This is a genomic window from Bacillus sp. SIMBA_005 (assembly GCF_046535585.1).
Classification (GTDB): domain Bacteria; phylum Bacillota; class Bacilli; order Bacillales; family Bacillaceae; genus Bacillus; species Bacillus pumilus.
Genome location: NZ_JAWRWI010000002.1, coordinates 326597 through 349541, shown reverse-complemented (window position 1 = coordinate 349541; position 22945 = coordinate 326597). Strand labels below are relative to the sequence as shown.

The 22945-nt window shown below is 41.3% G+C and carries 22 protein-coding genes; 17 read left to right on the top strand and 5 right to left on the bottom strand.

Going from position 1 to position 22945, the window contains the following annotated elements:
• Window positions 1-51 precede the first annotated feature (51 nt).
• Window positions 52-1158, top strand: coding sequence for a DNA alkylation repair protein (locus tag SB660_RS04435; protein WP_339164524.1), 1107 nt, complete (start codon window positions 52-54; stop codon window positions 1156-1158).
• 31 nt (window positions 1159-1189) lie between these two features.
• Here the strand turns inward: SB660_RS04435 and SB660_RS04430 are convergent, their stop codons facing one another.
• Complete coding sequence (locus SB660_RS04430; RefSeq protein WP_410581524.1) at window positions 1190-2527, bottom strand: amino acid permease; 1338 nt, start codon at window positions 2525-2527, stop codon at window positions 1190-1192.
• A 318-nt stretch (window positions 2528-2845) separates the two neighbouring features.
• On the opposite strand from SB660_RS04430, the gene SB660_RS04425 reads away from it, so the two are divergent.
• Entirely contained in the window at window positions 2846-4360 is a 1515-nt protein-coding gene (locus SB660_RS04425; RefSeq protein ID WP_169056026.1) for a methyl-accepting chemotaxis protein, read from the top strand.
• A 39-nt stretch (window positions 4361-4399) separates the two neighbouring features.
• Here the strand turns inward: SB660_RS04425 and SB660_RS04420 are convergent, their stop codons facing one another.
• Both SB660_RS04420 and SB660_RS04415 read right to left on the bottom strand, forming a co-directional pair.
• A complete protein-coding gene (locus tag SB660_RS04420; RefSeq protein ID WP_410581649.1) occupies window positions 4400-5383 on the bottom strand; it encodes a Gfo/Idh/MocA family protein in 984 nt (327 codons plus the stop codon).
• Window positions 5384-5527: 144 nt separating this feature from the next.
• Entirely contained in the window at window positions 5528-5887 is a 360-nt protein-coding gene (locus tag SB660_RS04415) for a MerR family transcriptional regulator (protein WP_039182663.1), read from the bottom strand.
• A gap of 309 nt (window positions 5888-6196) precedes the next feature.
• On the opposite strand from SB660_RS04415, the gene yidA reads away from it, so the two are divergent.
• Window positions 6197-7009, top strand: a complete 813-nt coding sequence (yidA, locus tag SB660_RS04410; protein WP_169056025.1) for a sugar-phosphatase — start codon at window positions 6197-6199, stop codon at window positions 7007-7009.
• Window positions 7010-7046: 37 nt separating this feature from the next.
• Here yidA and SB660_RS04405 read toward each other — a convergent pair whose 3' ends face one another.
• Entirely contained in the window at window positions 7047-8054 is a 1008-nt protein-coding gene (locus tag SB660_RS04405) for a helix-turn-helix transcriptional regulator (RefSeq protein WP_410581521.1), read from the bottom strand.
• A 129-nt stretch (window positions 8055-8183) separates the two neighbouring features.
• Here SB660_RS04405 and SB660_RS04400 point away from each other — a divergent pair, with 129 nt between their 5' ends.
• The 3 genes from SB660_RS04400 to SB660_RS04390 all read left to right on the top strand — a co-directional run bounded on the left by SB660_RS04400 (window position 8184) and on the right by SB660_RS04390 (window position 11493).
• Window positions 8184-8891 carry a class I SAM-dependent methyltransferase gene (locus SB660_RS04400; RefSeq protein WP_306011457.1) on the top strand — a complete coding sequence of 236 codons (708 nt, stop codon included), beginning with the start codon at window positions 8184-8186 and terminating at the stop codon, window positions 8889-8891.
• Entirely contained in the window at window positions 8888-9985 is a 1098-nt protein-coding gene (locus SB660_RS04395) for a saccharopine dehydrogenase family protein (protein ID WP_410581519.1), read from the top strand. The genes SB660_RS04400 and SB660_RS04395 overlap by 4 nt, the downstream gene beginning before the upstream one ends.
• A gap of 236 nt (window positions 9986-10221) precedes the next feature.
• Window positions 10222-11493 (top strand): MFS transporter, encoded by a 1272-nt coding sequence (locus SB660_RS04390; protein WP_169056021.1) that lies wholly within the window; start codon window positions 10222-10224, stop codon window positions 11491-11493.
• A gap of 137 nt (window positions 11494-11630) precedes the next feature.
• Here SB660_RS04390 and SB660_RS04385 read toward each other — a convergent pair whose 3' ends face one another.
• Window positions 11631-13451, bottom strand: coding sequence for an acyltransferase family protein (locus tag SB660_RS04385; RefSeq protein ID WP_410581517.1), 1821 nt, complete (start codon window positions 13449-13451; stop codon window positions 11631-11633).
• 223 nt (window positions 13452-13674) lie between these two features.
• On the opposite strand from SB660_RS04385, the gene SB660_RS04380 reads away from it, so the two are divergent.
• The 11 genes from SB660_RS04380 (at window position 13675) to SB660_RS04330 (ending at window position 22927) form a co-directional block, all read left to right on the top strand.
• A complete protein-coding gene (locus tag SB660_RS04380) occupies window positions 13675-14538 on the top strand; it encodes a S8 family peptidase (protein ID WP_058013298.1) in 864 nt (287 codons plus the stop codon).
• A gap of 30 nt (window positions 14539-14568) precedes the next feature.
• Entirely contained in the window at window positions 14569-15360 is a 792-nt protein-coding gene (locus SB660_RS04375) for an SAR2788 family putative toxin (protein ID WP_268497341.1), read from the top strand.
• A gap of 25 nt (window positions 15361-15385) precedes the next feature.
• The gene (locus SB660_RS04370) at window positions 15386-15847 is read left to right on the top strand and encodes a hypothetical protein (protein ID WP_058013300.1); all 462 of its coding nucleotides are present in this window, start codon (window positions 15386-15388) and stop codon (window positions 15845-15847) included.
• A gap of 117 nt (window positions 15848-15964) precedes the next feature.
• Window positions 15965-16840: an aldose 1-epimerase family protein gene (locus SB660_RS04365; RefSeq protein ID WP_061410041.1), complete on the top strand. Its 876-nt coding sequence runs from the start codon at window positions 15965-15967 to the stop codon at window positions 16838-16840.
• Between the two features lie 60 nt (window positions 16841-16900).
• Window positions 16901-17845 (top strand): DNA-binding transcriptional repressor DeoR, encoded by a 945-nt coding sequence (gene deoR, locus SB660_RS04360; RefSeq protein ID WP_169056018.1) that lies wholly within the window; start codon window positions 16901-16903, stop codon window positions 17843-17845.
• Between the two features lie 83 nt (window positions 17846-17928).
• Window positions 17929-18600, top strand: a complete 672-nt coding sequence (deoC, locus tag SB660_RS04355; RefSeq protein ID WP_058013303.1) for a deoxyribose-phosphate aldolase — start codon at window positions 17929-17931, stop codon at window positions 18598-18600.
• Between the two features lie 166 nt (window positions 18601-18766).
• A complete protein-coding gene (locus SB660_RS04350; protein WP_088002690.1) occupies window positions 18767-19948 on the top strand; it encodes a NupC/NupG family nucleoside CNT transporter in 1182 nt (393 codons plus the stop codon).
• Between the two features lie 25 nt (window positions 19949-19973).
• Window positions 19974-21275 (top strand): pyrimidine-nucleoside phosphorylase, encoded by a 1302-nt coding sequence (locus tag SB660_RS04345; RefSeq protein ID WP_012011779.1) that lies wholly within the window; start codon window positions 19974-19976, stop codon window positions 21273-21275.
• 236 nt (window positions 21276-21511) lie between these two features.
• Window positions 21512-21955 carry a MarR family transcriptional regulator gene (locus SB660_RS04340; RefSeq protein ID WP_008345718.1) on the top strand — a complete coding sequence of 148 codons (444 nt, stop codon included), beginning with the start codon at window positions 21512-21514 and terminating at the stop codon, window positions 21953-21955.
• A 14-nt stretch (window positions 21956-21969) separates the two neighbouring features.
• A complete protein-coding gene (locus tag SB660_RS04335; RefSeq protein ID WP_323639783.1) occupies window positions 21970-22608 on the top strand; it encodes a nitroreductase family protein in 639 nt (212 codons plus the stop codon).
• A 25-nt stretch (window positions 22609-22633) separates the two neighbouring features.
• Window positions 22634-22927, top strand: a complete 294-nt coding sequence (locus SB660_RS04330; protein WP_058013306.1) for a putative quinol monooxygenase — start codon at window positions 22634-22636, stop codon at window positions 22925-22927.
• Window positions 22928-22945 lie beyond the last annotated feature (18 nt).

Below are 22945 nucleotides of genomic sequence, written 5' to 3'. Positions count from 1 at the left end.
GTGTGATGTGATACCACTTTCTTCAGATTGGGGTAAAATAATGATATTGAGATGTGGGAGGCGGACACGATCGAACCATTAAAACATGTGTACAATGAATTATTTATCCAAGAATTAGCGGAGAAACTTGCGCAGGCTTCGTCTGGATTTGATGCTGAGCCATTCAAGCGGCTCGTATTTCAAGAGGATTGGCAGCAGCTTGAATTAAAAGGGCGGATGCGACGAGTCACTGAATCGATGCACGCCTGTCTGCCTCAAAACTATGAGAAGGCAATTGAGGTACTGCGTCAGGCAGCCCCGCATTTTTCAGGGCTTAGTGCGCTCGTATTTCCAGACTACGTCGAGACGTACGGCCTTGCATACTGGGACCTCTCGATCAAAGCGCTCGAATTCTTCACACCCTTTTCCACTTCTGAATTTGCCGTTCGGCCATTTCTGATTCAAGATCAGGACAAAATGCTGGCGCAAATGCTCATATGGTCTCAGGATCATGATGAACATTTGCGGAGGCTGGCTAGTGAAGGCTGCAGACCGCGTCTGCCATGGGGCTTATCTGTCCCTTCACTTAAAAAGAATCCTTCGGTCACGCTGCCCATTTTGGAAAACTTGAATGCTGACCCATCGCGGTATGTGCAAAAAAGTGTAGCGAATCATTTAAATGATATCTCTGCAATTCAGCCAGATCTGATGAAGCAGACGGTTCAAAGCTGGTATGGAACTAACAAACATACGAACTGGATTGTCAAACATGCATCTCGTACCTTACTCAAAAAAGGAGATCCAGCTATTATGGCGTTGTTTGGCTATGGGGACGATCCATCCGTTCAGGTAACGGATTTGAAGATTGTACAAGATCCTATTCGAATCGGAGAGAAAATGACATTTCATTTTACCCTACAAGCTGAAAAGCCGCTAAAGCTGCGTGTAGAGTATGCCATAGACTACGTCAAAGCTCGGGGTACCCGCAATCAGAAGGTATTTAAAATCACAGAGTTTGAAACAGACGCAACGTTACATAGAGAATTCGTCAGGTCACAGTCTTTTCAAAATATGACGACGAGAAAACATTATGAGGGGACTCATACATTAACAATCATCATCAACGGCATACCGAAAGCGTCTGTTGATTTTGAAGTGACAAAAGACAGCAGTTTATGAAAAAACCCGCCTCAATGGCGGGTTTTAGTGTTTAAGCCTTCTTTTTCATTAAGAATGAAGCGATGATGGCTGCGATTAAGAAACCGATGCTGATAATCGAGCTAGGCAAGTTTTCTTGTCTGAATAGAAACATCACAAAACTCACACTTAACACAAGATCTGCAAATAATGTCAAATACGGAAACAGCCACACTTTGAAATACGGCTCCTGTGGATATTTCGGGCGAAGTTTCAGATGTGCCAGGCAAATGCTAATCCAAATGAGTGAAACAGCAAAACCAGGAATAGCCAGCATATAACTGAAAATTTGCTCTGGATATAAGTAAGCAAAGAATGTTCCGATGAGAAGAAACAGAACGGTCACCCATAAACTCAAAATGGGTACGCCTCTTTTGTTGACCTGTGCCAGTTTTTTCGGACCGCCATCTGATTTAGAGAGAGAATGCATCATTCTCGTTGTTCCATAAATGCCAGAATTGGCAGCTGATAGAACGGCTGTAATCAATACAAAATTAATGAAGTGAGAAGCACCTTGCATACCGGCTGCTGAAAAGACTTGAACAAATGGACTGTTATTTGGATCAATTTGATTCCAAGGAATGAGTCCGCAGATGATCAAAATCGGCAAAGTGTAAAATAAGATAATACGCCACATCATACTTTTAACAACACCAGGTAAGACCTTTTCGGCATCCTTTGTTTCTGTAATGGTTAGCCCAATCAATTCAGAGCCTCCATAAGAGAAAATAACAACTAATAAAGATGCAAAGATCGCCCCCCATCCGTTCGGGACGAAGTTTTGATAGTTGGTGAGTGCCGATGTGCTTTGTTCGTTCGGAATGATCCCAAATAATAGAGCTGCACCAAGAATAATAAACACAATAATAACGAAAATCTTCATTCCAGCGAACCAAAACTCAATTTCACCAAAGTATTTTACATTATTTAAGTTAATTCCGATGACTAAGAGAGAACAGAGTAAACAAAGTGACCATAGCGGCACGTTCGGTAACCAGTATTGAAGCAGGCTGCCTGCCGCAATAATCTCGATGACACACACAGTGAGCCACATGAAACAGTAAACCCAGCCGACAACAAATGAAAAACGTTGACCAAGCGCAATCTGTATCAGGTCGCGAAGGTTATTTCCCGGATAGACAATCGCCATTTCAGCTAAGGCTGCCATTACGATGAGCAATAATAATCCAGCAAATACATAGGAAAAGATGACCCCAGGACCTGCTAAACCGATTGTATCGGCACTTCCTTTAAAGATTCCTGTACCAATGACCCCGCCCAATGCAATCATGCGAATGTGACGCGGTGATAAAAGCTTTTTTAATTCTTGTTGTTCCTGATTCGCGCTCATAACGTTCTCCTTTTTTAAAAATGCTTATGTTCCATTTTCTTTTTTCGGGACGTCAGTGTCAATATAAAAAAAGAGATTTTTCAGACAAAAAAGGCGGTTGATTCTATCAAATGAGCCGTTTTTTTCCATAGAATCATTCATGACCCACCCCCATAATCTGAAACTTCGTGAAAAAATGAACATTTGCCTTCATTCTGACATAAACAATTTTCAGTTTTTGTCGATATATCTTTTGTATTACTAAAGTCCTAATAAAGAATTGTTTATAACTGTAAAATATTTCAAAAAAGTATGAAGGAATGAAAGGAGTTATGAAAGATGTTTATGAGAAAAGCAAATGATTCATCGTCGGGAACCCTTTTAAATGAGAGCAGTCGATTAGTAGAACGAATTGAGAAGGGAGACCTTTCAGCAAGAATAGATACTGCTGCATTCTCTTCAAGTCAAACGATTGAAGCAGTAGCCCAAATAAATGAAGCTTTGCAAAAGATGCAGGAAGTAAATGAAGATATTCAAATGCGGATGAATTTAGTGACAAAAGCCATTCAAGTTGGTTTATGGGATATGGTCGTGATCGCTGGAGATCCAGTCAATCCAAAAAATGAATTCACATGGACGGATGATTTCCGCAAAATGATCGGCTTTCAAAACGAGCACGATTTTCCGAACGTTTTAGACAGCTGGGCATCTCGAATTCATCCGGATGAACAAGAATATACCCTAAATGCATTCTCTTCGCATTTATCGGATCATTCGGGACGTACACCATATGATATCGAATATCGCTTGAAGTTGAAGAACGGAGATTATCGCTGGTTCAAAGCAACTGGCACGACCATTCGTGATCGAAATGGTGTCCCTCTTCGTGTGGCGGGAGCTCTTTTTGATATTCATGATCAGAAATTGAAAGAAGAAGAACTACAAGCATTTGTGACGAGATATGACTTGATCAACCGTGCGCTTGTGGAGGCTCCTTGGGACATGGTCGTAGAGGCCGGCGATCCAGTCAACCCGAATAACGAGTTCTGGTGGTCCCCGCAGTTCAGAAAAACGCTTGGTTTTACGGACGAAAAGGATTTCCCGAACGTATTAAGCAGCTGGAGCGACCGCTTGCACCCTGAGGATCAAGAAGCGGCTCTCCAAGCTTTTGCAGATCATTTAAATGATCATTCAGGACGCACACCATTTGATATTGATTACAGATTGCAGAGCAAAAATGGTGAGTATCGCTGGTATCATGCCGGTGGTGAAACCATTCGTGATGAAAAAGGTGTTCCTCTTCGTGTGGCTGGAACCATTCGTGACATCACGTTAGAAAAAAACAAAGAGAAAACAGCGAATGAAATGGCTTCACAAGTAGAACAGCTATCAAGTTCAATCAGCGAGATGGTATCAGGCATCAGCTCTGTGACAAACCAAGCGCAAGAGCTTGCTGTCGCACAGGAGCAGTCAACATCTGCTGCCAATCTAGCAAAAAATAGTGCAGATGAGACGAAAAATATTTCTGACTTGATCAAAGAAGTAGCGAACCAAACGAACTTGCTTGGTCTAAATGCTGCGATTGAGGCAGCAAGAGCTGGTGAACAAGGAAGAGGATTCTCAGTCGTTGCAGATGAAGTGCGTAAACTGGCGCTTCATAGTGCCAATGCAACGGAGAATATCGAATCTAGTTTAACGGAAATGAAAACACAAATTGATGAAATTCTTGAAAATATTTCGAACATGACAGCTCTTACACAAACACAGGCTGCTTTAACAGAGCAAGTAAATGCTTCAGTCGATGAAGTGAACCACATGTCTCAGCGCCTTGTTGCCTATTCAAAGAGTATTTAATCATCAAAAACCGCCCTCGCATAGAAGGCGGTTTTTTCATTAAAATTGATCTGCTGGGAAAACAATACCTGCATCTTTTCTTGCGGCATCAAGGACTTTCATGACGGAGAGACTTTCATCAAGCCATGCATAGCACTGTTCATGATTATTTGTTTTAATGATGTGCTGAAAAGCCTCTGCTTCATAAAACAGGCGGTTTGAATTTGTTTGTGCATTGAGTGAGATCGCCTGGTCATTCACATGAAGCTGCACTTCCTCGCAGCCATTCGCCCCATTTTTCACATGAATGAAGCCCTTTTCACCTTGAATCAATGCAAAATTCATGCTGCTTGTATCTTTACTGCCGGCACTTGTCGCAATGAAATCATTGTAGGTGAAAGTTAAAACACCAGATGTATCGATGCCATTTGGGTGACGGTTTGCCTGGTAGCGGACCTGCTCCGGTGATCCGAAGAGATTCATGATGAAATGGACATTATAGATATTAATGTCCATCAATGCTCCTCCTGAGAATTCAGGGTTAAAGACATTTGGCGTTTCGCCGGCTAGCAGCTGATTATATTTGCTTGAATATTGACTATAGTTGCATTGAACCAGTTTGATTTTACCTAATTGATGAAGGTGTTTTTTGATTAAATGATAGTTTGGCATATGAACAGTCGTAATGGCTTCAAATAGGAGAAGCTGCTTTTCCTTTGCGAGTGCGATTAAGGCTTCCAGCTCTTTGACATTAGAGGTGAAAGGCTTTTCGCAAATCACATGTTTTCCGTTTCTTAATGCAGCCATGGCATGCTCGCTATGTAATCGATTCGGTGAAGCAATATAAACGGCTTCAATATTTGGATCTTCTAGCATAGCCGTTAAATCTGTATAAGTCGTTTTTACACCAAATTGGTCTGCGAGCTTCTTTGCCGTTGCTTCCTTTCTTGAATAGACGGCATGACAAGAAGCGCCGTCAAGCTGGTCAATCGCTTGCAAGAAGCCTTCCACAATCACACCTGTTCCAATGGTTGCAATGTTCATTCTATTCAAAACCCCTTCCACTCGTTTGATATCAAGTAAAGCTGTCTCTAGTATAACTGATGTTTGAATCGCACGCGCACTTGGCACCTGGGCGGAGAGGGGCGCCAGCGGCAAACACTGGCACATCTTTGGCAGCCCTTACAATTAGCTGATGTTCGCTAATGTTTGTTTTGTTAACAATTGAATGGCAGCTTTCCTCTTCTTTAACTCTTGAATGGAGTGTTGAATATCCTCAACTTTTTGTTCGAGCAGCTGTTCAGCTTCTGTCTTTGATTGTTTTTCAAATAGCGATTTGATAATTTCGCGAATTTCTTTGAGTGAGAAATCTAGCTTTCTAGCTTCTGTGATAAAGGATAGCATGAGTACATATTTTTTATCATATAAACGATAGCCATTGTGTGCTCTCTTTGGTTCGGGGAGCACACCCTCATTTTCATAAAAACGAATGGTTTCAATATGCACACCAGACATTTTTGACAATTTACCTCTAGTAAACGTAATCATTCCCTGCACCTCCTTTCTTTGCTATCCATCATACAATTAGATTTGCTAGTTTCAAAATATTCAATGGTGAACATTTGTCTTCATTTTCACGTTGGAAAAGGGCAGAAATTCTATTTAAAGCAGGATGAATAGAATACGATATAATAGAGAAGGCATATGACAATTTTGTTACAGGTGAGAACAAGTAGACAGCGTGATGAAAAAACGATAGGCTAAAATAGGTAAATAGTAATGATATAACCTGTCATCATATAGATGATGGCTCAAAATAGTGCAGCACATTTTTTGCTGAGAAAAGGGGACCAGTGAATGTATAAATTAGTTGCAATTGATATGGATGGTACGTTATTAAATGATCAACATATGGTGCCGGATGAGGTGTTTGAAGCCATTCAACAGGCGAAAGCAGAGGGCGTTAAAATTGTATTATGTACAGGACGGCCTATTGGCGGAGTGAATCGCTATCTAGATGATCTTCAGCTCAATCAAGAGGGAGATTATGTGATTGCCTACAATGGGGCGCTTGTCCAAAACAGTCACACAAATGAAGTAGTGTCAGAACTGACGTTATCCTATGAGGATTTAACTTCTTTATATAAGCTGAGCCGTGAGCTTGATACACCGATGCATTATTTCGATTCAGCTCATTTGTACACACCGAATCGTGATATTAGTGAGTACACAGTACTTGAATCTTATTTAACAAAGCTGCCGCTTAAATATTTACCTGTTGAAGAGGCAGATCCATCAATGAGACTTCCGAAGATGATGTATATTGATCAGCCAGAACGGTTGGAAAAGACGATACAAGCCATTCCATCTGAAGTAAAAGACAAGTACATGATGGTGAAAAGCACAGATTTCTTCCTTGAAATCCTGCATCCTGAAGTCAGCAAAGGGAATGCCGTGAAGCTTCTAGCGAAAGAACTGGGGATTGCTCGTGAAGAGGTCATGGCCATTGGTGACAATGGGAACGACGTATCGATGCTGGAATTTGCGGGCTGCGGCGTTGCCATGGGAAATGCCATTGATGATGTCAAAGCAGTAGCGGATGTTGTGACAAAATCCAATAATGAAGCCGGCGTTGCCCATATCCTGCATGAGTTAGTTCTAGGAAAATAAACAAAAAAGCGGTCTACCAGTGAGGTAGCCGCTTTTTTTAAATGTGAGAGAAAAAGTAAACAAGCATCCGTCTGCTGCTCAAATTTGTCTTTTGCAGCATCGCCTTCACATGGTCATGGACGGTATGGGTTGAAATAAATAAAGTACTGGCAATTTCCTTTGTAGACTGTCCCTTTAATAAGCAGTCTAGTACGTTCATCTCTCTTTCTGTCAGCTTGTACGTTTTTGCTGCATAAGGAAGAATATCATTGGTTTGGGCTCTCTTGATGTGAATCATGACAGCTTCTTCCTGCCCTGCTGCCTGAGTTAATCGAAATGCTTGAAGAGAGAGGAACAGCCCCGTAGGCAATCTCGTCATACTTGCCGCTGTTTGCTCAATACCGCCGTATAAAAGTTTAGCCCCTAATGCTCTAAACGGGCGCGGCATAATCGCCTTGTCATGAATTTGTTCAAAGGCTTGAAACGTCTGAAGCCAATGAAGACCCGTTTCATTTCCATAAAGAAGGTTGTAATCGTGCGAGAGAATGAGGAAGCCTTGCTGCTCCGCCGCCGCATTCTCTTCCGTATCTCTTTTCTTGAAAAGTTCATCTCTCAGCTTGGCTGCGAGCCTAGGTGTTTGTTCGATGACCACTCGGATATCTTTTTCTTGAAAAGGTTCCTTGTCCTTTAGACGATAGAGGCTGGCAATGCCCCAGCATTCTCCTTGAATCACAAGAGCTGCCCGCAATTCATCAGACCATCCTTTAGGTAACAAAATGTCTTGGTAGCGCTCACTGTCGAGATATTCCCCGCTTTGGACTAGGCTAGCAGCATGAATAGGGCCTTTGGCTAGAGTCTCATGCTGATGCACGTCCTTTTTTAAGAACTCATTTTGAAACAGCTGGTCATGAATTTCTTCAATTGGTTCATCTGTGAAGGAACCTGTCGAGAGGAGAGTGGCTGGATCAATGGTCGTGATACAGGCGGCATCAAAATCAAGGACGGCAGCAAGTTCGTCCCGAATGTGTTGTCTCAGCTGCTGAAAATGAGTGGCTGGATTGGTCACATAATCTCCTCCTCAAAAATCCCCACTTTTAGGGATCGTGTTTTCTGTTGTCTCTTTTTACAATAAAGATATCATACCGTTAGTGTACAGGAAACGATGTAAAGCGGAAAGGAACTGGAGGAGAATGATATGAAAGGAAACCAGCATTGGCACGATCCCGTTGCTGAGTCATATGCAGCGACGATTGCCCATAAAGTACCCGGCTATCAGCTATTGCATGAGTTGACAATAGACGTATTAGAAACTGAATTAAAGGGAGCGGCTTCCTGCATCCTGACTGTTGGAGCGGGCGGGGGCGAAGAGATCATCAACATGCTTCAAAGAAAGGAAGACTGGCTCATCACAGGGGTCGATCCGTCACCTTCTATGCTGGACATGGCGAAACAGCGAGTTGCACAGCTTGAGATGGAGGCGCGTGTCACATGGCATGAGGTCTCATTAGATAAAGTTTCAGCTGAAACTGTTTACGATGCAGCGGTGAGCTTGCTTGTCATTCATTTTATAGAAAAGCGTCAGCTCTTTTTAGAGGAGGTTGCCCGCAGGCTTCAACCAGGTGCGCCGTTTGTGTTGGCATTTATACAGGGAGAGTTGAAGTCCCAAGCATTTCAACAGGAGCTTCACATGCTGTCTCTTTTCATGCAGCGACAAGGCCTAGAAAAGGAAGTGTTTACGTCCTTTAAAAACAGGCTGGGACACACGACACACCCTGTTCCCGATGAAGAAATAAAAGAGCATTTAATCAAAGCAGGATTTGAAGACATCAGACCTTATTTTCAGGCAGGAATGATTAAGGGGCTTGTTTGCAAGCGAGGTCGTAGAGAGGCGGATGAGAAATGAGATCACAGGTGATGGTAATAGGCGGCTATGGACATGTTGGACAGCAAATATGTCTTCAGCTAAGCAAAGTGTATCCCGGGCAAATTGTAGCGGCAGGCAGAAGCTATGAGAAGGCTGAGAAATTTTCACGCCAGACAAAAGGGAAAGTTCTTCCCTATCAACTAGATGTCAGTGAGCCGTTATTTTCGGACTGGGTGGATCAAACAAAATTGGTGATCATGTGCCTTGATCAAGAAGATCCGTCATTTGCTGAAACAGTTCTGCGGTCAGGCATTGATTATATAGATATCTCTGCGAAAGGGTCGTACATGGAACAGGTGGCAAAACTGGATCAGCAGCACACCCGTGCAACGGCTTTACTCAGTGTCGGGCTTGCGCCTGGTCTTACGAACTTATTGGCAGCAAAAGCAGCATCTATGCTCTCATCAGTGAATCAAATAGATATAGGGATTATGCTGGGATTGGGTGATCAGCATGGAAAAGCCGCCATTGAATGGACGCTTGACAATGTCCATACTAATTATGTGATTACTAAGCATCATCAGCATAAAAGAGTCAAAAGCTTTACCGGGGGCAAGCGTATAGATTTTGGTGTGAAACTTGGAAAGCGGCAAGCCTATCAGTTCCCCTTCTCTGATCAGCAGACATTGCCTTTGACGCTCAGCGTGCCTTCTGTGACAACAAGGCTATGTTTTGATTCTCGCGCGGCAACGCGGGCATTTGCCTTCACAAGGAGCATTGGAATGACATCACTTCTCACTATGCCGAAAATCAAGGAACGTGCCATTTCCATGATTCAATCTGCTAAAATGGGAACAGATCAATATGCAGTGAAAGTGGAGGCGACAGGAATGAAGGGGAATAAGATTCATCAAGCAGCGCTTGGAATAAAAGGGCATGATGAGTCTCAAGCAACAGCTCAAGTCGCCTCTGCTGCGGCATTGCATTTATTGAGCAGGCGGTTTCAGACAGGTGTGTTTCATATCGAACAATTATTTTCATTAGCGTATGAGAATGGAGATTTTGCGTTGGTGGATCAAAAAACGAAGGGGAAGCGTGTGTTAGCGCTGAAAGCCAGCCTTTTAACGGCATAAAAGAAGACTAGCGGGATGCTAGTCTGGGTAACGAGATGAAAACATCTTCACTCTAAGATATGCATCAGTTCAAAAGAATAGATCAGTCATGTGGCAGCTTTATTCATGATCCCCTTGAAAAACAAGTTGTCCTCAATGTTAAAGGCCGAGAGTGAAAAAGATTCGAATCGAGGATTGTAGGCTGAACTGATATAATGGTTACATTTTGCAAATAAATCTCAAGTGGGTGTTTACAAGTGTTAGATACAGAACAAGATGTAGTGAAGAATTATATAGATTCACCCCAAAAATTGAAAAAATTATATAAACGAGTATTGTTCGTTGTCAGTCTATCGCAAATATTTGGAGGGGCTGGTATAGCCGCAGGAATTACGGTAGGTGCACTTTTAGCTCAACAAATGCTTGGAACTGAAGCCTATGCAGGAGTCCCAATCGCTTTATTTACTTTGGGGTCAGCTGTGTCAGCTTTCATTGTAGGAAAGCTTTCGCAACGTTATGGACGGCGCATCGGTTTATCGACAGGTTTTGTTGCTGGAGGGCTAGGAGCAATTGGTGTTGTGATTGCAGCTATGATGAATAGTGTCATTTTATTATTTGCATCGCTCTTCATTTACGGCGCAGGAACATCCACAAATTTACAAGCTCGTTATGCTGGGACTGACTTAGCGAATTCTAAACAACGTGCAACTGCAATTAGTATGACAATGGTCATGACAACATTTGGAGCAGTAGCAGGTCCGAATTTAGTTGAAATGATGGGTAAATTTGCAGTATCAATTGATGTTCCAGCACTTGCGGGTCCCTTTATTTTATCAGCAGCAGCATTTATTGTAGCAGGTCTTGTCCTTTTTATTCTGCTGCGTCCTGATCCGTTAGTCATTGCCCAAAAAATAGCAGCTTACAAAGCAGAGCATGGGCATGGAAATCAACGAGATTCTGCTGATCAAAAAATAGATAGAAAAGGGCTTACAGTAGGTGCCACGGTTATGATTTTAACTCAAATCGTCATGGTTGCACTCATGACCATGACACCGGTGCATATGCAGCATCATGGTTATGGATTAGCCGAAGTGGGCATTGTAATTGGTTTCCATATAGGTGCGATGTATCTTCCTTCACCTATCACGGGTGTACTTGTAGATAAACTAGGGCGAACAGCTATGAGCATAGCGTCGGGCATCACATTGTTACTTGCTGGTTTATTAGCAGCATTCGCACCAAGTGATTCAATGATTCTATTAATCATTGCTCTGTCTTTACTTGGATTGGGATGGAACTTTGGTTTAATTAGTGGTACTGCTCAAATAGTTGATTCTACAGACCCATCAACCCGGGCAAAAACCCAAGGAACACTCGATGTTTTTGTTGCGTTAGCAGGTGCTTCTGGCGGTGCTCTTTCAGGAATGATCGTTGCGAATACGAGTTATGCTGCATTATCTTTAAGTGGAGGAATTTTATCGTTAATTCTCATACCTGTCATAGTTTGGTCTTTTAAAAGTAAAACATAATGCAGCTCCGAGTGCAGATGCTCCTGCCATCCATCACAAAAAAGACATGCCCCCAATCATGGGAAAGCATGTCTTTTTTTTAATCTTCTATTATTAGTAGAGCAATTGCACAAATTTCTTCACAGGATGCTAGTCTTCTATGATGGCGATGACACATCTCCTTTTTTCTTGATGCTCGCTGTAATGAGCTGGGTCAATGTGTCAGAGCCTTTTGTTGAAAGGTGAACACCATCAGGCTGAAAATAAGATGGCTGTCCGGTAGCGGCTGAATGCCAATCGATCAGGGTCACATTGGAATGTTGATCGGCTACTCGCTGAATGACGGCATTCACATCCTTTTCCCAAGACCTTGGGACTTTTGTGTTCACAAGGAAAATGTGCGCATTTGAAAATTGCTGAATAAATTCGGTCAATGTGCCCTCAGTAAAATAGCCATTCGTGCCAAGCTCAATAATAACAGCGGCATTAGATTGATTAAATGAAGCATACTGAGGAGCGATGCTGACGGCTTCGTTCATTTGTCTGCCAACCTTTGCATCGATGGTGATTTGTGCATATGCTTTTTCAAGATTCGGCGCTATGTCTAGCATGACGGAATCACCAATAGCAAGGATTTGGTGAAACTGCTTCTGATCTGCTTTCTTCTCGTGTGTTTCTTTCTTTTTCTTCGTTTTTGATTCAGCAGAGTCTCCTGCCTTTTTCGGTGCCGTCTTAATTTGTGTCACTTCCTTGGCATGTGGAGATGTATGGGTCGAGCTGGACATGCCAATGGTAAATAAGATCAAAAGAGCTGCAGTGATTCCAAGGAACACTTTATGAGACGTAGACCATTGTTTGAACCCCTTTTTCCAAATAGACCAAGAGGCAAAATATTGTCTGAAGCCAAGCCGGCGAATCGGCTGCTCGATGAAGCGGTAAGAAGCCTCTGCAATGAGTAAAATGGCAATGACCTGCAATACGACACGCCCTATAGAAGGCTGTCCAATTTCAATGACAGGAGTGGTCAGCACGATGATGGGATAATGCCACAGGTAAATACCATAAGAACGCTTTCCAAGCCAGACGAGTGGCTGATAGGAGAGCCATTTTCCTAGTAGGCTTGCAGGGTGACAGATACACGCAATTAAAATCGCCGCATTCAGACAGAATAAAAGCATGCCGCCTTGATAGAGGAAACCGTCAAATTCGTCCACTGCATAAACACATAGAAGAAAAATCGCAAACGAACCAAAACCAGCGATATGTAAAATACGTTTGCCAACAGGAAGTAGCTTTTTGCTGGACAGTCTTTGCATGGGCCATACAAATGCCAGGCTGCACCCAATCAGAAGTGCAAATGCACGAGTATCTGTTCCATAATAAACCCTGCTTGGGTCCGTATCTGGTGAATAAAGAATCGCCATCCATAAGGCGGAGACAAGTGCAAGGCCAAAGGTGATCATTGGCAGATGGGATCTATTTTTCACCCATTTTAGACCTGCAATCAGTAGTACCGGCCAAATGATATAAAATTGCTCTTCTATCGCCAAAGACCACAAATTTTTCAGTGGAGATACAGCATTGAAGCTATCAAAATAAGACAGCTGATGGAAGATGTACCACCAGTTACTGACATAAAAAAAGGACGATAAGGCATCGCCACGAATGGACAATAGTGCATTCGAGCCCGCAATCGCACACCAGCTGACGGTTAAGAAAATCATCACATATGCAGCAGGAAGAAGCCTTCTGATCCGGCCCATCCAAAATGGCAAAAGCTCTTGATAGCTTAGATCCTGTTTATGTAACAAGATCGTCGTGATCAAGTAACCAGAGATTACAAAAAACAAATCAACGCCAAGAAACCCGCCGCTCGCAGGTCCAATATGTAAGTGATAAGCAATGACCGCCAATACAGCAACGGCTCTTAGCCCATCCAATCCTAATATATAACGTAAACGATTCTCCTTGCTGTTCATGAAAATGAATCCCCCATCAATTGTAAAGAAACCTGTATTTAATAATGGTTACTCATATATTGTATATATAATAGACGTCAACGCATAATATTTAGTTTGAATTTATTCAATAAATTTTTATTGTAAACCAAAATATTAATATATAACATATCTGGTTTTATATTGACTAAAAACCATAATATAGAATAATATATGAAAAAAGGAGTGGTGATGAATCAATAGTTTGATAAAGAGATTTTTGATAATATTAATAGTTCTTTTAATTTATTTTAAGTGCTTTGAATTGCACTCGAAAAATTTAAACTACACTAGTAATATTCATCAACAGATTCCATGGAGCATAAAGTTAACAAAAAAATATGTGGAAAATAATAGGGAAGGAGAAAGTGTACGAATAGCAATAATTGATAGTGGGATAGATGGGACACACCCTGATTTGGTAGGTAAAGTTAAAAAAGGACTTAACACAATTGGTACAGGAGGAGAACAGGAGGACAGTTTAGGGCACGGAACTGCTGTAGCTGGAATAATCACAGCTAATGATAATGAAATTGGACTTGTGGGTATAACACAGAATGTAGAGTTATATCCTGTTAAAATTCTAGATTCAAAAGGCAAGGGTTCAATAAAAAATTTTGTCAAAGCTGTTCAATGGTGTATTGATAATAAAATTGATGTTATCAATGCTAGTTTTGGATTAATGAAAGATGATCCATCTGTTAAGAAGATTATAGACAAAGCAATACAAAGAAACATAATTATAGTAGCTGCTGTTGGTAATAAGTATGGAAGGAAAATGGATTACCCAGCTGCTTATGAGAATGTTTTTTCTGTAACCGCTGTGGATAAGCATAAGAAGGTAGCTGAATTTTCATCTAAAGGAAATTACAATTTTGCTGCTCCTGGTGTAGATATACCAGTTCTAAGGCCTCATAACAACTATGCGATTGAAAGTGGCACCTCTTTAGCGAGTGCTCATATTACAGGTGTAGTAAGCTTAATATTACAGTACCGGGAACGTTTTAATATTAATTCTGAAGAAAGTTTAAACCAACAAATATATAAAATCTTAAAAAAATGGTATTGATAAACAAGAAACTCGGAGGTTTAGTTTAGGATGAATAAAATAAGTAAGTTATTCTCAATTGTTATATGTCTATCGCTGGTTATAACTTTGTTTTTCCAATTTCCGAATAAAACAGAGGCTGTTACCACAAAAGATTTTCATGTTTTAGAAGATAGTAATGAAAAATATATAATTTCACAGGAGCAAGACGGAGTAACTGGTATTCTAACTCTAAATAAAGAAACAACAGAAATCAGTTATAAAACTGAAGAAATTAGTAGTGAAGGTGAAAAGGTTTCAAAGGATTATGAAGTTGACTTGCAGACACTTATAAATGATAATTTAGATGTTACGTTTAAAGATACAAAAGATGATAAGAAATATGAAGTGAACTCTGAAGATATTCAAGCATCTTTTGCATTTGTTATTCCTATTGGTATTGCTATTGGTGCAGTTCTATTAGAACATTTATTAGCTTTGGGACTTGCAGTAACAGTAGTAGGTGTTACCTATATTGCTTATTCTGAATTTATAAAAAGGAAAGACAATAAACATAATCACTTTATTGCTTATCGAGACAAAGATAAACCTCATTTGTTTATTGGAAAAGGTATAAGTCGAGCAAACGCTGTAAAAAGATTAGCTCAGAAAAAAGATACATGGTCTACTTCCAAAAGCAATGCACAATCTATTGCTAAAGCAGCCAGTCCGATTGGAAAAGTAATAGGTGCGGAAATTGACAAAAAAGGCAAAAATAAACACTATCACTATCATCCAGTTTATAAATTAAAAGGTAAATATGAAAGAACTGGAGCACATGCTTTTTTTGGCGCTCCTAGATAAGAAATCCAGATAGAGGAGGTTTTCGATGATTGTTCTTAATCGTCAACCAAGAAACAAGGAATACAATGCGCTCATCGATTTATGTTGTGAAGTATGTGATGAATTCCAATTAGTTTTTAGAAAAGATTTAGCTGATTTTGATGATTATCGTGAAATTCTAAATAAACTTTCACCATCTCTTAAAGAAATGAAGGAAGAGTCTGAGTGGGCTACCACGATTCTAGGAGATGGTCAAACAGCTTATGTTTATTATTATTATGCCAATGAACACACAAAAAATTTGTTAAAAGAACTTTCGAACTCTCTATACGGGTGGGTTCACCCTAATTTACTGGAGGATTTATCATTCTTCAAAAATGGAAAAGAGTGGATGGTTTCAAGCTCACATGAAGAGGAGAGCTATATTTTTCCTGAAAACGAAGAAGAAATTGAGAGTTTAAAACAAATCAAAGGTCTTAAATGGACTATACAAGAAGATGATGAATAAGTTATTTTAAAGGCTTTTCCCTAGAAGGGAGAAGTCTTTTTTATTATAAATAACTCTTTTATACTCAAAACCAAAATCCCTGTCATAATAAAAGAAGATGGAAAGGGGATGTGTGAAATGAGAAGACTTGAAAATAATCAATTATTGATTCAAATCAATGAGAGAGGTGCCGAGGTCAGAGAGGTGCTTCACAAGGAAAGTGGACGTCAATATATGTGGTCTGGCGATCCTGCTTACTGGGGCAGGGTGTCGCCTGTCTTATTCCCGATTGTTGGACGATTAAAGAATGACCAATATAAGATAGGTGATCAAACCTATGAGCTCACGCAGCATGGATTCTTGCGTGATGTTGATTTTGATTTACATGAAGAAACGAAACATACAGTGACCTTTCAATATGAATCAAAAGGCCGTCACATCGAGCAGTATCCTTATGAATTTACCGCACGTATTCGGTACGAGCTATCAGAAAATGGTCTGACGATTTCCTGGGAAATTGATTATGCCGGGGATGACACGATGTATTTCTCCATCGGAGGCCACCCTGCATTCCAAGTCCCGCTTGCTGAAGGAGAGCGCACAGCAGATTACTCTCTGACATTGACGCCTTCTACTGAGCATCTTCCTGTCCAATATGAACTGAAAAATTCACTTGTCAGGGAGAAAGAAAAAAGCATTCAGCTTCAACCAATTCAGCTTCGACCAGAACTTTTTCAGCATGATGCGATGATCTTTAGTCATATCAATCGAGTGTCATTGACGTCTCAGGCAGGTCACGGGGTTGAGGTTGATCTCACTGGTTTTCCGTTCGTTGGTATTTGGTCACCTTATCATCAAGAAAATGGCACAATGGCTCCTTTTGTTTGTATTGAGCCTTGGTACGGTATTGCCGATGTTGAAGGGACGAACGGGCAGTACAAGGAAAAGTTCGGTATTCAAACTTTAGAGAAGAATGAGACCTTCCAAGCCGCCTATACGATTTTCTTTAAATGAACATTTGTGCATGATAGTTTGAACAATTTGTTATGATAGAAGAAAAAAGGAGGCGTACGAATGGATCGGGAGAAACAACAACTGAGTATTGAAGCGGCAAGGCTATATTATTTATCAGATTACAGCCAGCAGGAAATTGCCAAACAGCTCGACCTGTCGAGACCAACTGTATCTCGGCTGCTTCAATATGCAAAGGAGAAGGGGTACGTCCAGATAACGGTAATGGACCCGTTTGAAGACTTGAATGAGCTGTCTTCATTGCTTAAGGAAAAATATGACCTGCTCGAAGCTCATGTGGTATTTTCGCCCAAAGATGATTATCCAACGATCACCGAATACTTGAGCCAATTTGGTGCCGAGTACTTGCAAAACACAGTAAAAGACGGTGATATCGTTGGGGTGAGCTGGGGAACTACCATGTATCAAATTGCCCAAAAGATGCAACCTAAACAGGTCAAAGGTGTAGAAGTTGTCCAGCTGAAGGGTGGGATTAGCCACTCCCATGTGAATACATATTCTGCGGAAACCATCCAGCTGTTTGCCGAGGCCTTTCAAACAGCACCCCGCTATTTGCCGCTTCCTGTTGTATTTGACAGTGCTGCCGTCAAAGAGATGGTTGAACAGGACAGACATATTCAGCGCATCATTGAAATGGGCAAACAGGCGAATATTGCTGTGTTCACTGTTGGAACGGTAAGAGACGAGGCCCTTTTGTTTAGACTTGGTTACTTCCGTGAAGAAGAAAAAGCACTGCTCAAAGCAACCAGCGTTGGCGACATCTGTTCGCGCTTTTATGATCAAGAAGGACGCATTTGCAGTGAAGCGATTAACAACCGTACGATTGGCGTGGAGCTTGATGATTTAAGGACAAAAGAACGTTCTATTCTTGTTGCTGGTGGACATCGCAAGGTTGCTTCTATCCACGGGGCACTAAGAGGAAAATATGCGAACGTATTGATTATTGATCAGCATACAGCAAAGGCTCTTTTAAATGTCACAAAATAGATGAACAAAATTTCATAACTATGTTTACAATTGTTCATCGGTCATATATGATGAAAGTATCATAAATAAAAGGAAGTGTAAGCATGACGATAGCAAAGCTCATTGATCATACAGCACTAAAACCAGATACATCGAAAGCTGCAATCATGCAGTTACTTGAAGAAGCAAAGACTCATCAGTTCGCATCTGTTTGTGTGAATCCAACATGGGTGTCTCTTGCGGCGAAAGAACTAGCAGGAACAGGTGTTGATGTTTGTACAGTCATCGGTTTCCCTCTAGGTGCAAACACAACAGCAGTGAAAGCATTTGAAACAAAGGATGCCATTGAGAACGGTGCAACCGAAGTGGACATGGTCATCAATATCGCGGCATTGAAAGACGGCGAATATGATGCAGTTGAGCAAGATATTCGTGCAGTTGTAGACGCGGCAAAAGGGAAAGCACTTGTGAAAGTCATTATTGAAGCGTGTTTACTCACAGATGAAGAGAAAGTCAAAGCTTGTGAGCTTTCAGTGAAAGCTGGCGCTGATTTTGTGAAAACATCGACTGGATTTAGTACAGGCGGTGCGACTGCTGAGGATATCGCATTAATGCGTAAAACAGTAGGACCTGACATTGGTGTGAAAGCATCAGGCGGCGTGAGAACAAAAGAAGATGTTGATGCAATGCTAGCTGCAGGCGCTACCCGAATTGGTGCGAGTGCAGGCGTTTCTATTATCAAAGGGGATCAATCAGCTCCTTCGAAAGACTATTAATTCATACGATCCTATGGTAGGATAACATTCGTGACTCATAAATAATGAAAAAGTCATATGCGGAAGGATCTCACTTCTGGGAATTTCTTCCGCACTTTGTTTACGAAATAGGGTTTGTTCCATACAAGCGCATTAATGTAAACGAATTCATTCGAGGAGGAAAAACATGAAATACGTGATTGGTATCATCGGTTTGCTGGTGATTCTCGCCATTGCATGGCTTGCTAGTAACGGCAAAAAACGAGTAAAATTCCGTCCAGTAATTGTCATGATTGTACTGCAATTTATTTTAGGTTATATTCTGCTCAATACAGGTGTTGGGAACTTCCTAGTCGGGGGCTTTGCAAAAGGATTCCAAATGCTTTTAGGCTATGCCGGTGAAGGAATCAACTTCGTATTTGGCGGATTAATGAATGATAATGCATCAACTTTCTTCATCAACGTCTTACTGCCGATCGTCTTTATTTCAGCATTGATCGGTATTTTGCAGCATTGGCGTATCCTTCCGTTGATCGTACGCGGAATTGGATACTTGCTTAGTAAAGTCAATGGAATGGGGAAATTAGAATCGTACAACGCAGTGGCGTCAGCGATTTTAGGTCAATCCGAAGTCTTCATTTCCATTAAGAAACAGCTCGGATTATTACCTCAACAGCGTCTTTATACATTGTGTGCATCTGCGATGTCGACTGTTTCAATGTCCATTGTCGGTGCGTACATGCAAATGATTAAACCAGAATACGTGGTCACAGCACTTGTGCTGAACCTATTTGGTGGATTTATTATCGCGTCTATTATCAATCCATATGAAGTAGCTAAGGACGAAGACATGCTCGAAGTCGTTGAAGAAGAAAAGCAATCCTTCTTTGAAATGCTTGGCGAATATATTATGGATGGTTTCAAAGTAGCAATTGTTGTCGCTGCGATGTTGATTGGATTCGTTGCATTAATTGCGATGATTAATGGCATTTTCACAGCTGTCATCGGTGTTTCTTTCCAAGATGTACTTGGATATGTATTTGCACCATTTGCTTTCCTTGTTGGTGTACCTTGGAGTGAAGCGGTACAAGCAGGAAGTATTATGGCAACCAAAATGGTATCTAACGAATTTGTGGCGATGCTCGCTCTATCTGGAGACGGTCTGCATTTCACTGCTCGTACAGAAGCGATCATTTCTGTATTCCTTGTATCATTTGCGAACTTCTCTTCTATCGGTATCATTGCTGGAGCAGTCAAAGGCTTAAACGAAAAACAAGGAAACGTTGTTGCACGCTTTGGATTAAAGCTGCTATTTGGTGCAACACTTGTCAGCTTCTTAACAGCAGGCGTTGTTGGTTTGATTTACTAATTTAAAAAAAGGAATGGTGAAAACAATGAGAATGGTAGATATCATTGCGAAAAAACGTGACGGAAAAGAATTATCTTCAGAGGAAATTTCTTTCTTTGTCAAAGGATATACGGACGGAACAATTCCTGACTACCAAGCAAGTGCCTTGGCTATGGCGATTTTCTTCCAAGATATGACGGATCAAGAACGTGCTGACTTAACGCTCGCTATGGCGAACTCAGGAGACACGATTGACCTGTCTGCCATTGAGGGCATTAAAGTAGACAAGCACTCAACAGGCGGTGTAGGTGATACAACAACGCTTGTACTTGCTCCTCTTGTGGCTGCACTTGATGTACCTGTTGCGAAAATGTCTGGCCGCGGTCTTGGACATACAGGCGGTACAGTGGATAAGCTTGAAGCGGTAAAAGGCTTCCACGTAGAAATTACAAAAGATGAATTCATCGAGCTCGTGAACCGTCATAAAGTAGCGGTCATTGGTCAATCAGGCAACCTGACACCAGCGGATAAAAAGCTTTATGCCCTTCGTGATGTGACAGGAACCGTTAACTCAATTCCGCTCATTGCAAGCTCGATTATGAGTAAGAAAATTGCTGCTGGCGCAGATGCGATCGTATTAGATGTGAAAACAGGTGCAGGTGCCTTCATGAAAACACCTGAAGACTCTGAGAAGCTTGCAAAAGCCATGGTCCGCATCGGAAACAACGTTGGCAGACAAACGATGGCTGTCATCTCTGATATGTCTCAGCCGTTAGGATTAGCGATTGGAAATTCCCTTGAAGTGAAAGAAGCGATTGACACACTTAAAGGCGAAGGCCCTGAAGACTTAAACGAGCTTGTGCTCACTTTAGGAAGTCAAATGGTCGTTCTTGCGAAAAAAGCAGAAACGCTTGATGAAGCAAGAGAAAAGCTAATTGAAGTCATGAAAAACGGTAAAGCACTTGAGAAATTCAAGGAATTCTTAGAAAACCAAGGTGGAGACGGCTCGATTGTAGATCAACCAGAAAAACTGCCGCAAGCCCCTTACCAAATCGAAGTTCCTGCAAAAGAAGCAGGTGTCGTTGCTGAAATCGTCGCAGACGAAATCGGTGTTGCAGCGATGATTCTTGGAGCAGGGCGTGCAACAAAAGAGGACGATATCGACCTATCTGTTGGTATCATGCTGAACAAAAAAGTCGGCGATCGTGTTGAAAAAGGAGATTCACTCGTGACACTTCATGCAAATCGTGAAGATGTTGCGAATGTCATGGAGAAAATTTATGACAACATCCGCATCGCAGATCATGCTGATGCACCAACTCTCATTCACACGGTGATCACAGAATAAAGAAAAAAGGACAAAAGTGCTTCGTCGCTTTTGTCCTTTTTTTATGTAAGATTTAGGTGGGGATTCCCACCTGTATGGTGTTTAAAAAGGCGGGCGTTCAGCTCGTCTTTTTCTATTGAGATAAAAAATTTCACTTTATGAAACAAACCTCTTGCAATCATGAAATAATGGGTGTATATTAGTTGACGAGTCAATGATTGATATATCAACTAATTGATCTGAATAGAAAAGAGGGGATGGCATTGACTGCATTTTGCTCTGAAGAAGCAGAGGTATTATACCGTTTGCAGTGCGTGAACCGTATGATGGGCGTGAAGTTCGAAGCATGCACGGGCATCAGCCAATCAAGACTAGAGTTGCTATCACTGTTATTTCAAGCAGACGAAATCAGCCAGTCAGATTTGCAGAAAAAAGTAAATATTGATAGTGCGGCTGTGACGCGTCACTTAAAACAGTTAGAAACAAAAGGAATGGTCACGCGCAGAAGAAAGCCAGAAGATAATCGAGTCACGCTTGTTCGTCTGACAGAAGAAGGCAGAACGAGAATCGAAGCTTCTAAAAAAGAAAAAGAACGATTTATCTCAGAAATGCTTGAAAACGTAAGTGACGAAGAACGAAAGCTTCTCACTGATGTGCTCATCCGAATACAACAAAACATCGAAAAGATTCAAACAACCTAAAGGAGTGTTTCAACATGGCTACAACATTAAAAACAAACGATTTTATGGAAATTATGAAAGGACGCCGCTCCATTCGTAACTATGACCCAGCTGTGAAAATCAGCAAAGAAGAAATGGCAGAGATTCTAGAAGAAGCAACAACTGCACCATCATCAGTGAATGCACAGCCTTGGCGCTTCATGGTCATAGACAGCCCAGAAGGAAAAGAAAAGCTTGCTCCACTTGCAAAATTCAACCAAACACAAGTGGCAACATCATCAGCTGTCATCGCAGTGTTTGCAGATATGAAAAACAATGAATACTTAGAAGAAATTTATTCAAAAGCAGTAGAAAATGGCTACATGCCGCAAGAAGTAAAAGAAAGACAAATTGCTGCATTAACTGCACATTTTGAAGCTCTTCCAGAGCAAGTGAATCGTGAAACGATCTTAATTGACGGTGGACTTGTGTCTATGCAGCTGATGCTTGCTGCTCGTGCTCATGGCTATGATACAAACCCGATTGGCGGATTTGATAAAGAAGTCATCGCTGAAACATTTGGCTGGGATAAAGAACGTTATGTACCAGTGATGCTGTTATCAATTGGGAAAGCTGCTGACGAAGGTTATGCATCTTACCGCTTACCGATTGAACGCATTACAGAGTGGAAATAATATTTTTTAAAAAGGAGACGATTAGATGATTATTATTCATGCAGGGATGACCATTCATCCAGAAAAAGAAAACGTATTTCTAGAAGAAATCAATGCATTAATGAAAGCTTCACAAGCGGAAGAAGGCAATGTATCCTACAAGCTGTTCAAGGATACAGATAAGGAAAATACCTTCTTAATGGTAGAAGTGTGGAAAGATGACGCTGCGGTTCAGAGTCATAATGCGAGTGCTCATTTCCAAGCTTTCGTCGCGAAAGCAAAAGAATTCTTAGCCGCTCCACTTGACGTTGTTGCCTTTCAAGGCCAGCAACTTTCATAGTAAAACAACAAACACCCT

Excerpts from the sequence above, each read along its gene's own strand:
- deoR (WP_169056018.1), top strand. The coding sequence starts at position 16,901 with ATGGATCGGGAGAAACAACAACTGAGTATTGAAGCGGCAAGGCTATAT.
- SB660_RS04340 (WP_008345718.1), top strand. The coding sequence starts at position 21,512 with ATGGCATTGACTGCATTTTGCTCTGAAGAAGCAGAGGTATTATACCGT.
- SB660_RS04330 (WP_058013306.1), top strand. The coding sequence starts at position 22,634 with ATGATTATTATTCATGCAGGGATGACCATTCATCCAGAAAAAGAAAAC.
- SB660_RS04420 (WP_410581649.1), bottom strand. The coding sequence starts at position 5,383 with ATGAACATTGCAACCATTGGAACAGGTGTGATTGTGGAAGGCTTCTTG.
- SB660_RS04370 (WP_058013300.1), top strand. The coding sequence starts at position 15,386 with ATGATTGTTCTTAATCGTCAACCAAGAAACAAGGAATACAATGCGCTC.
- yidA (WP_169056025.1), top strand. The coding sequence starts at position 6,197 with ATGTATAAATTAGTTGCAATTGATATGGATGGTACGTTATTAAATGAT.
- SB660_RS04435 (WP_339164524.1), top strand. The coding sequence starts at position 52 with ATGTGGGAGGCGGACACGATCGAACCATTAAAACATGTGTACAATGAA.
- SB660_RS04395 (WP_410581519.1), top strand. The coding sequence starts at position 8,888 with ATGAGATCACAGGTGATGGTAATAGGCGGCTATGGACATGTTGGACAG.
- deoC (WP_058013303.1), top strand. The coding sequence starts at position 17,929 with ATGACGATAGCAAAGCTCATTGATCATACAGCACTAAAACCAGATACA.
- SB660_RS04385 (WP_410581517.1), bottom strand. The coding sequence starts at position 13,451 with ATGAACAGCAAGGAGAATCGTTTACGTTATATATTAGGATTGGATGGG.
- SB660_RS04345 (WP_012011779.1), top strand. The coding sequence starts at position 19,974 with ATGAGAATGGTAGATATCATTGCGAAAAAACGTGACGGAAAAGAATTA.
- SB660_RS04375 (WP_268497341.1), top strand. The coding sequence starts at position 14,569 with ATGAATAAAATAAGTAAGTTATTCTCAATTGTTATATGTCTATCGCTG.
- SB660_RS04425 (WP_169056026.1), top strand. The coding sequence starts at position 2,846 with ATGTTTATGAGAAAAGCAAATGATTCATCGTCGGGAACCCTTTTAAAT.
- SB660_RS04335 (WP_323639783.1), top strand. The coding sequence starts at position 21,970 with ATGGCTACAACATTAAAAACAAACGATTTTATGGAAATTATGAAAGGA.
- SB660_RS04350 (WP_088002690.1), top strand. The coding sequence starts at position 18,767 with ATGAAATACGTGATTGGTATCATCGGTTTGCTGGTGATTCTCGCCATT.
- SB660_RS04365 (WP_061410041.1), top strand. The coding sequence starts at position 15,965 with ATGAGAAGACTTGAAAATAATCAATTATTGATTCAAATCAATGAGAGA.
- SB660_RS04400 (WP_306011457.1), top strand. The coding sequence starts at position 8,184 with ATGAAAGGAAACCAGCATTGGCACGATCCCGTTGCTGAGTCATATGCA.
- SB660_RS04430 (WP_410581524.1), bottom strand. The coding sequence starts at position 2,527 with ATGAGCGCGAATCAGGAACAACAAGAATTAAAAAAGCTTTTATCACCG.
- SB660_RS04415 (WP_039182663.1), bottom strand. The coding sequence starts at position 5,887 with ATGATTACGTTTACTAGAGGTAAATTGTCAAAAATGTCTGGTGTGCAT.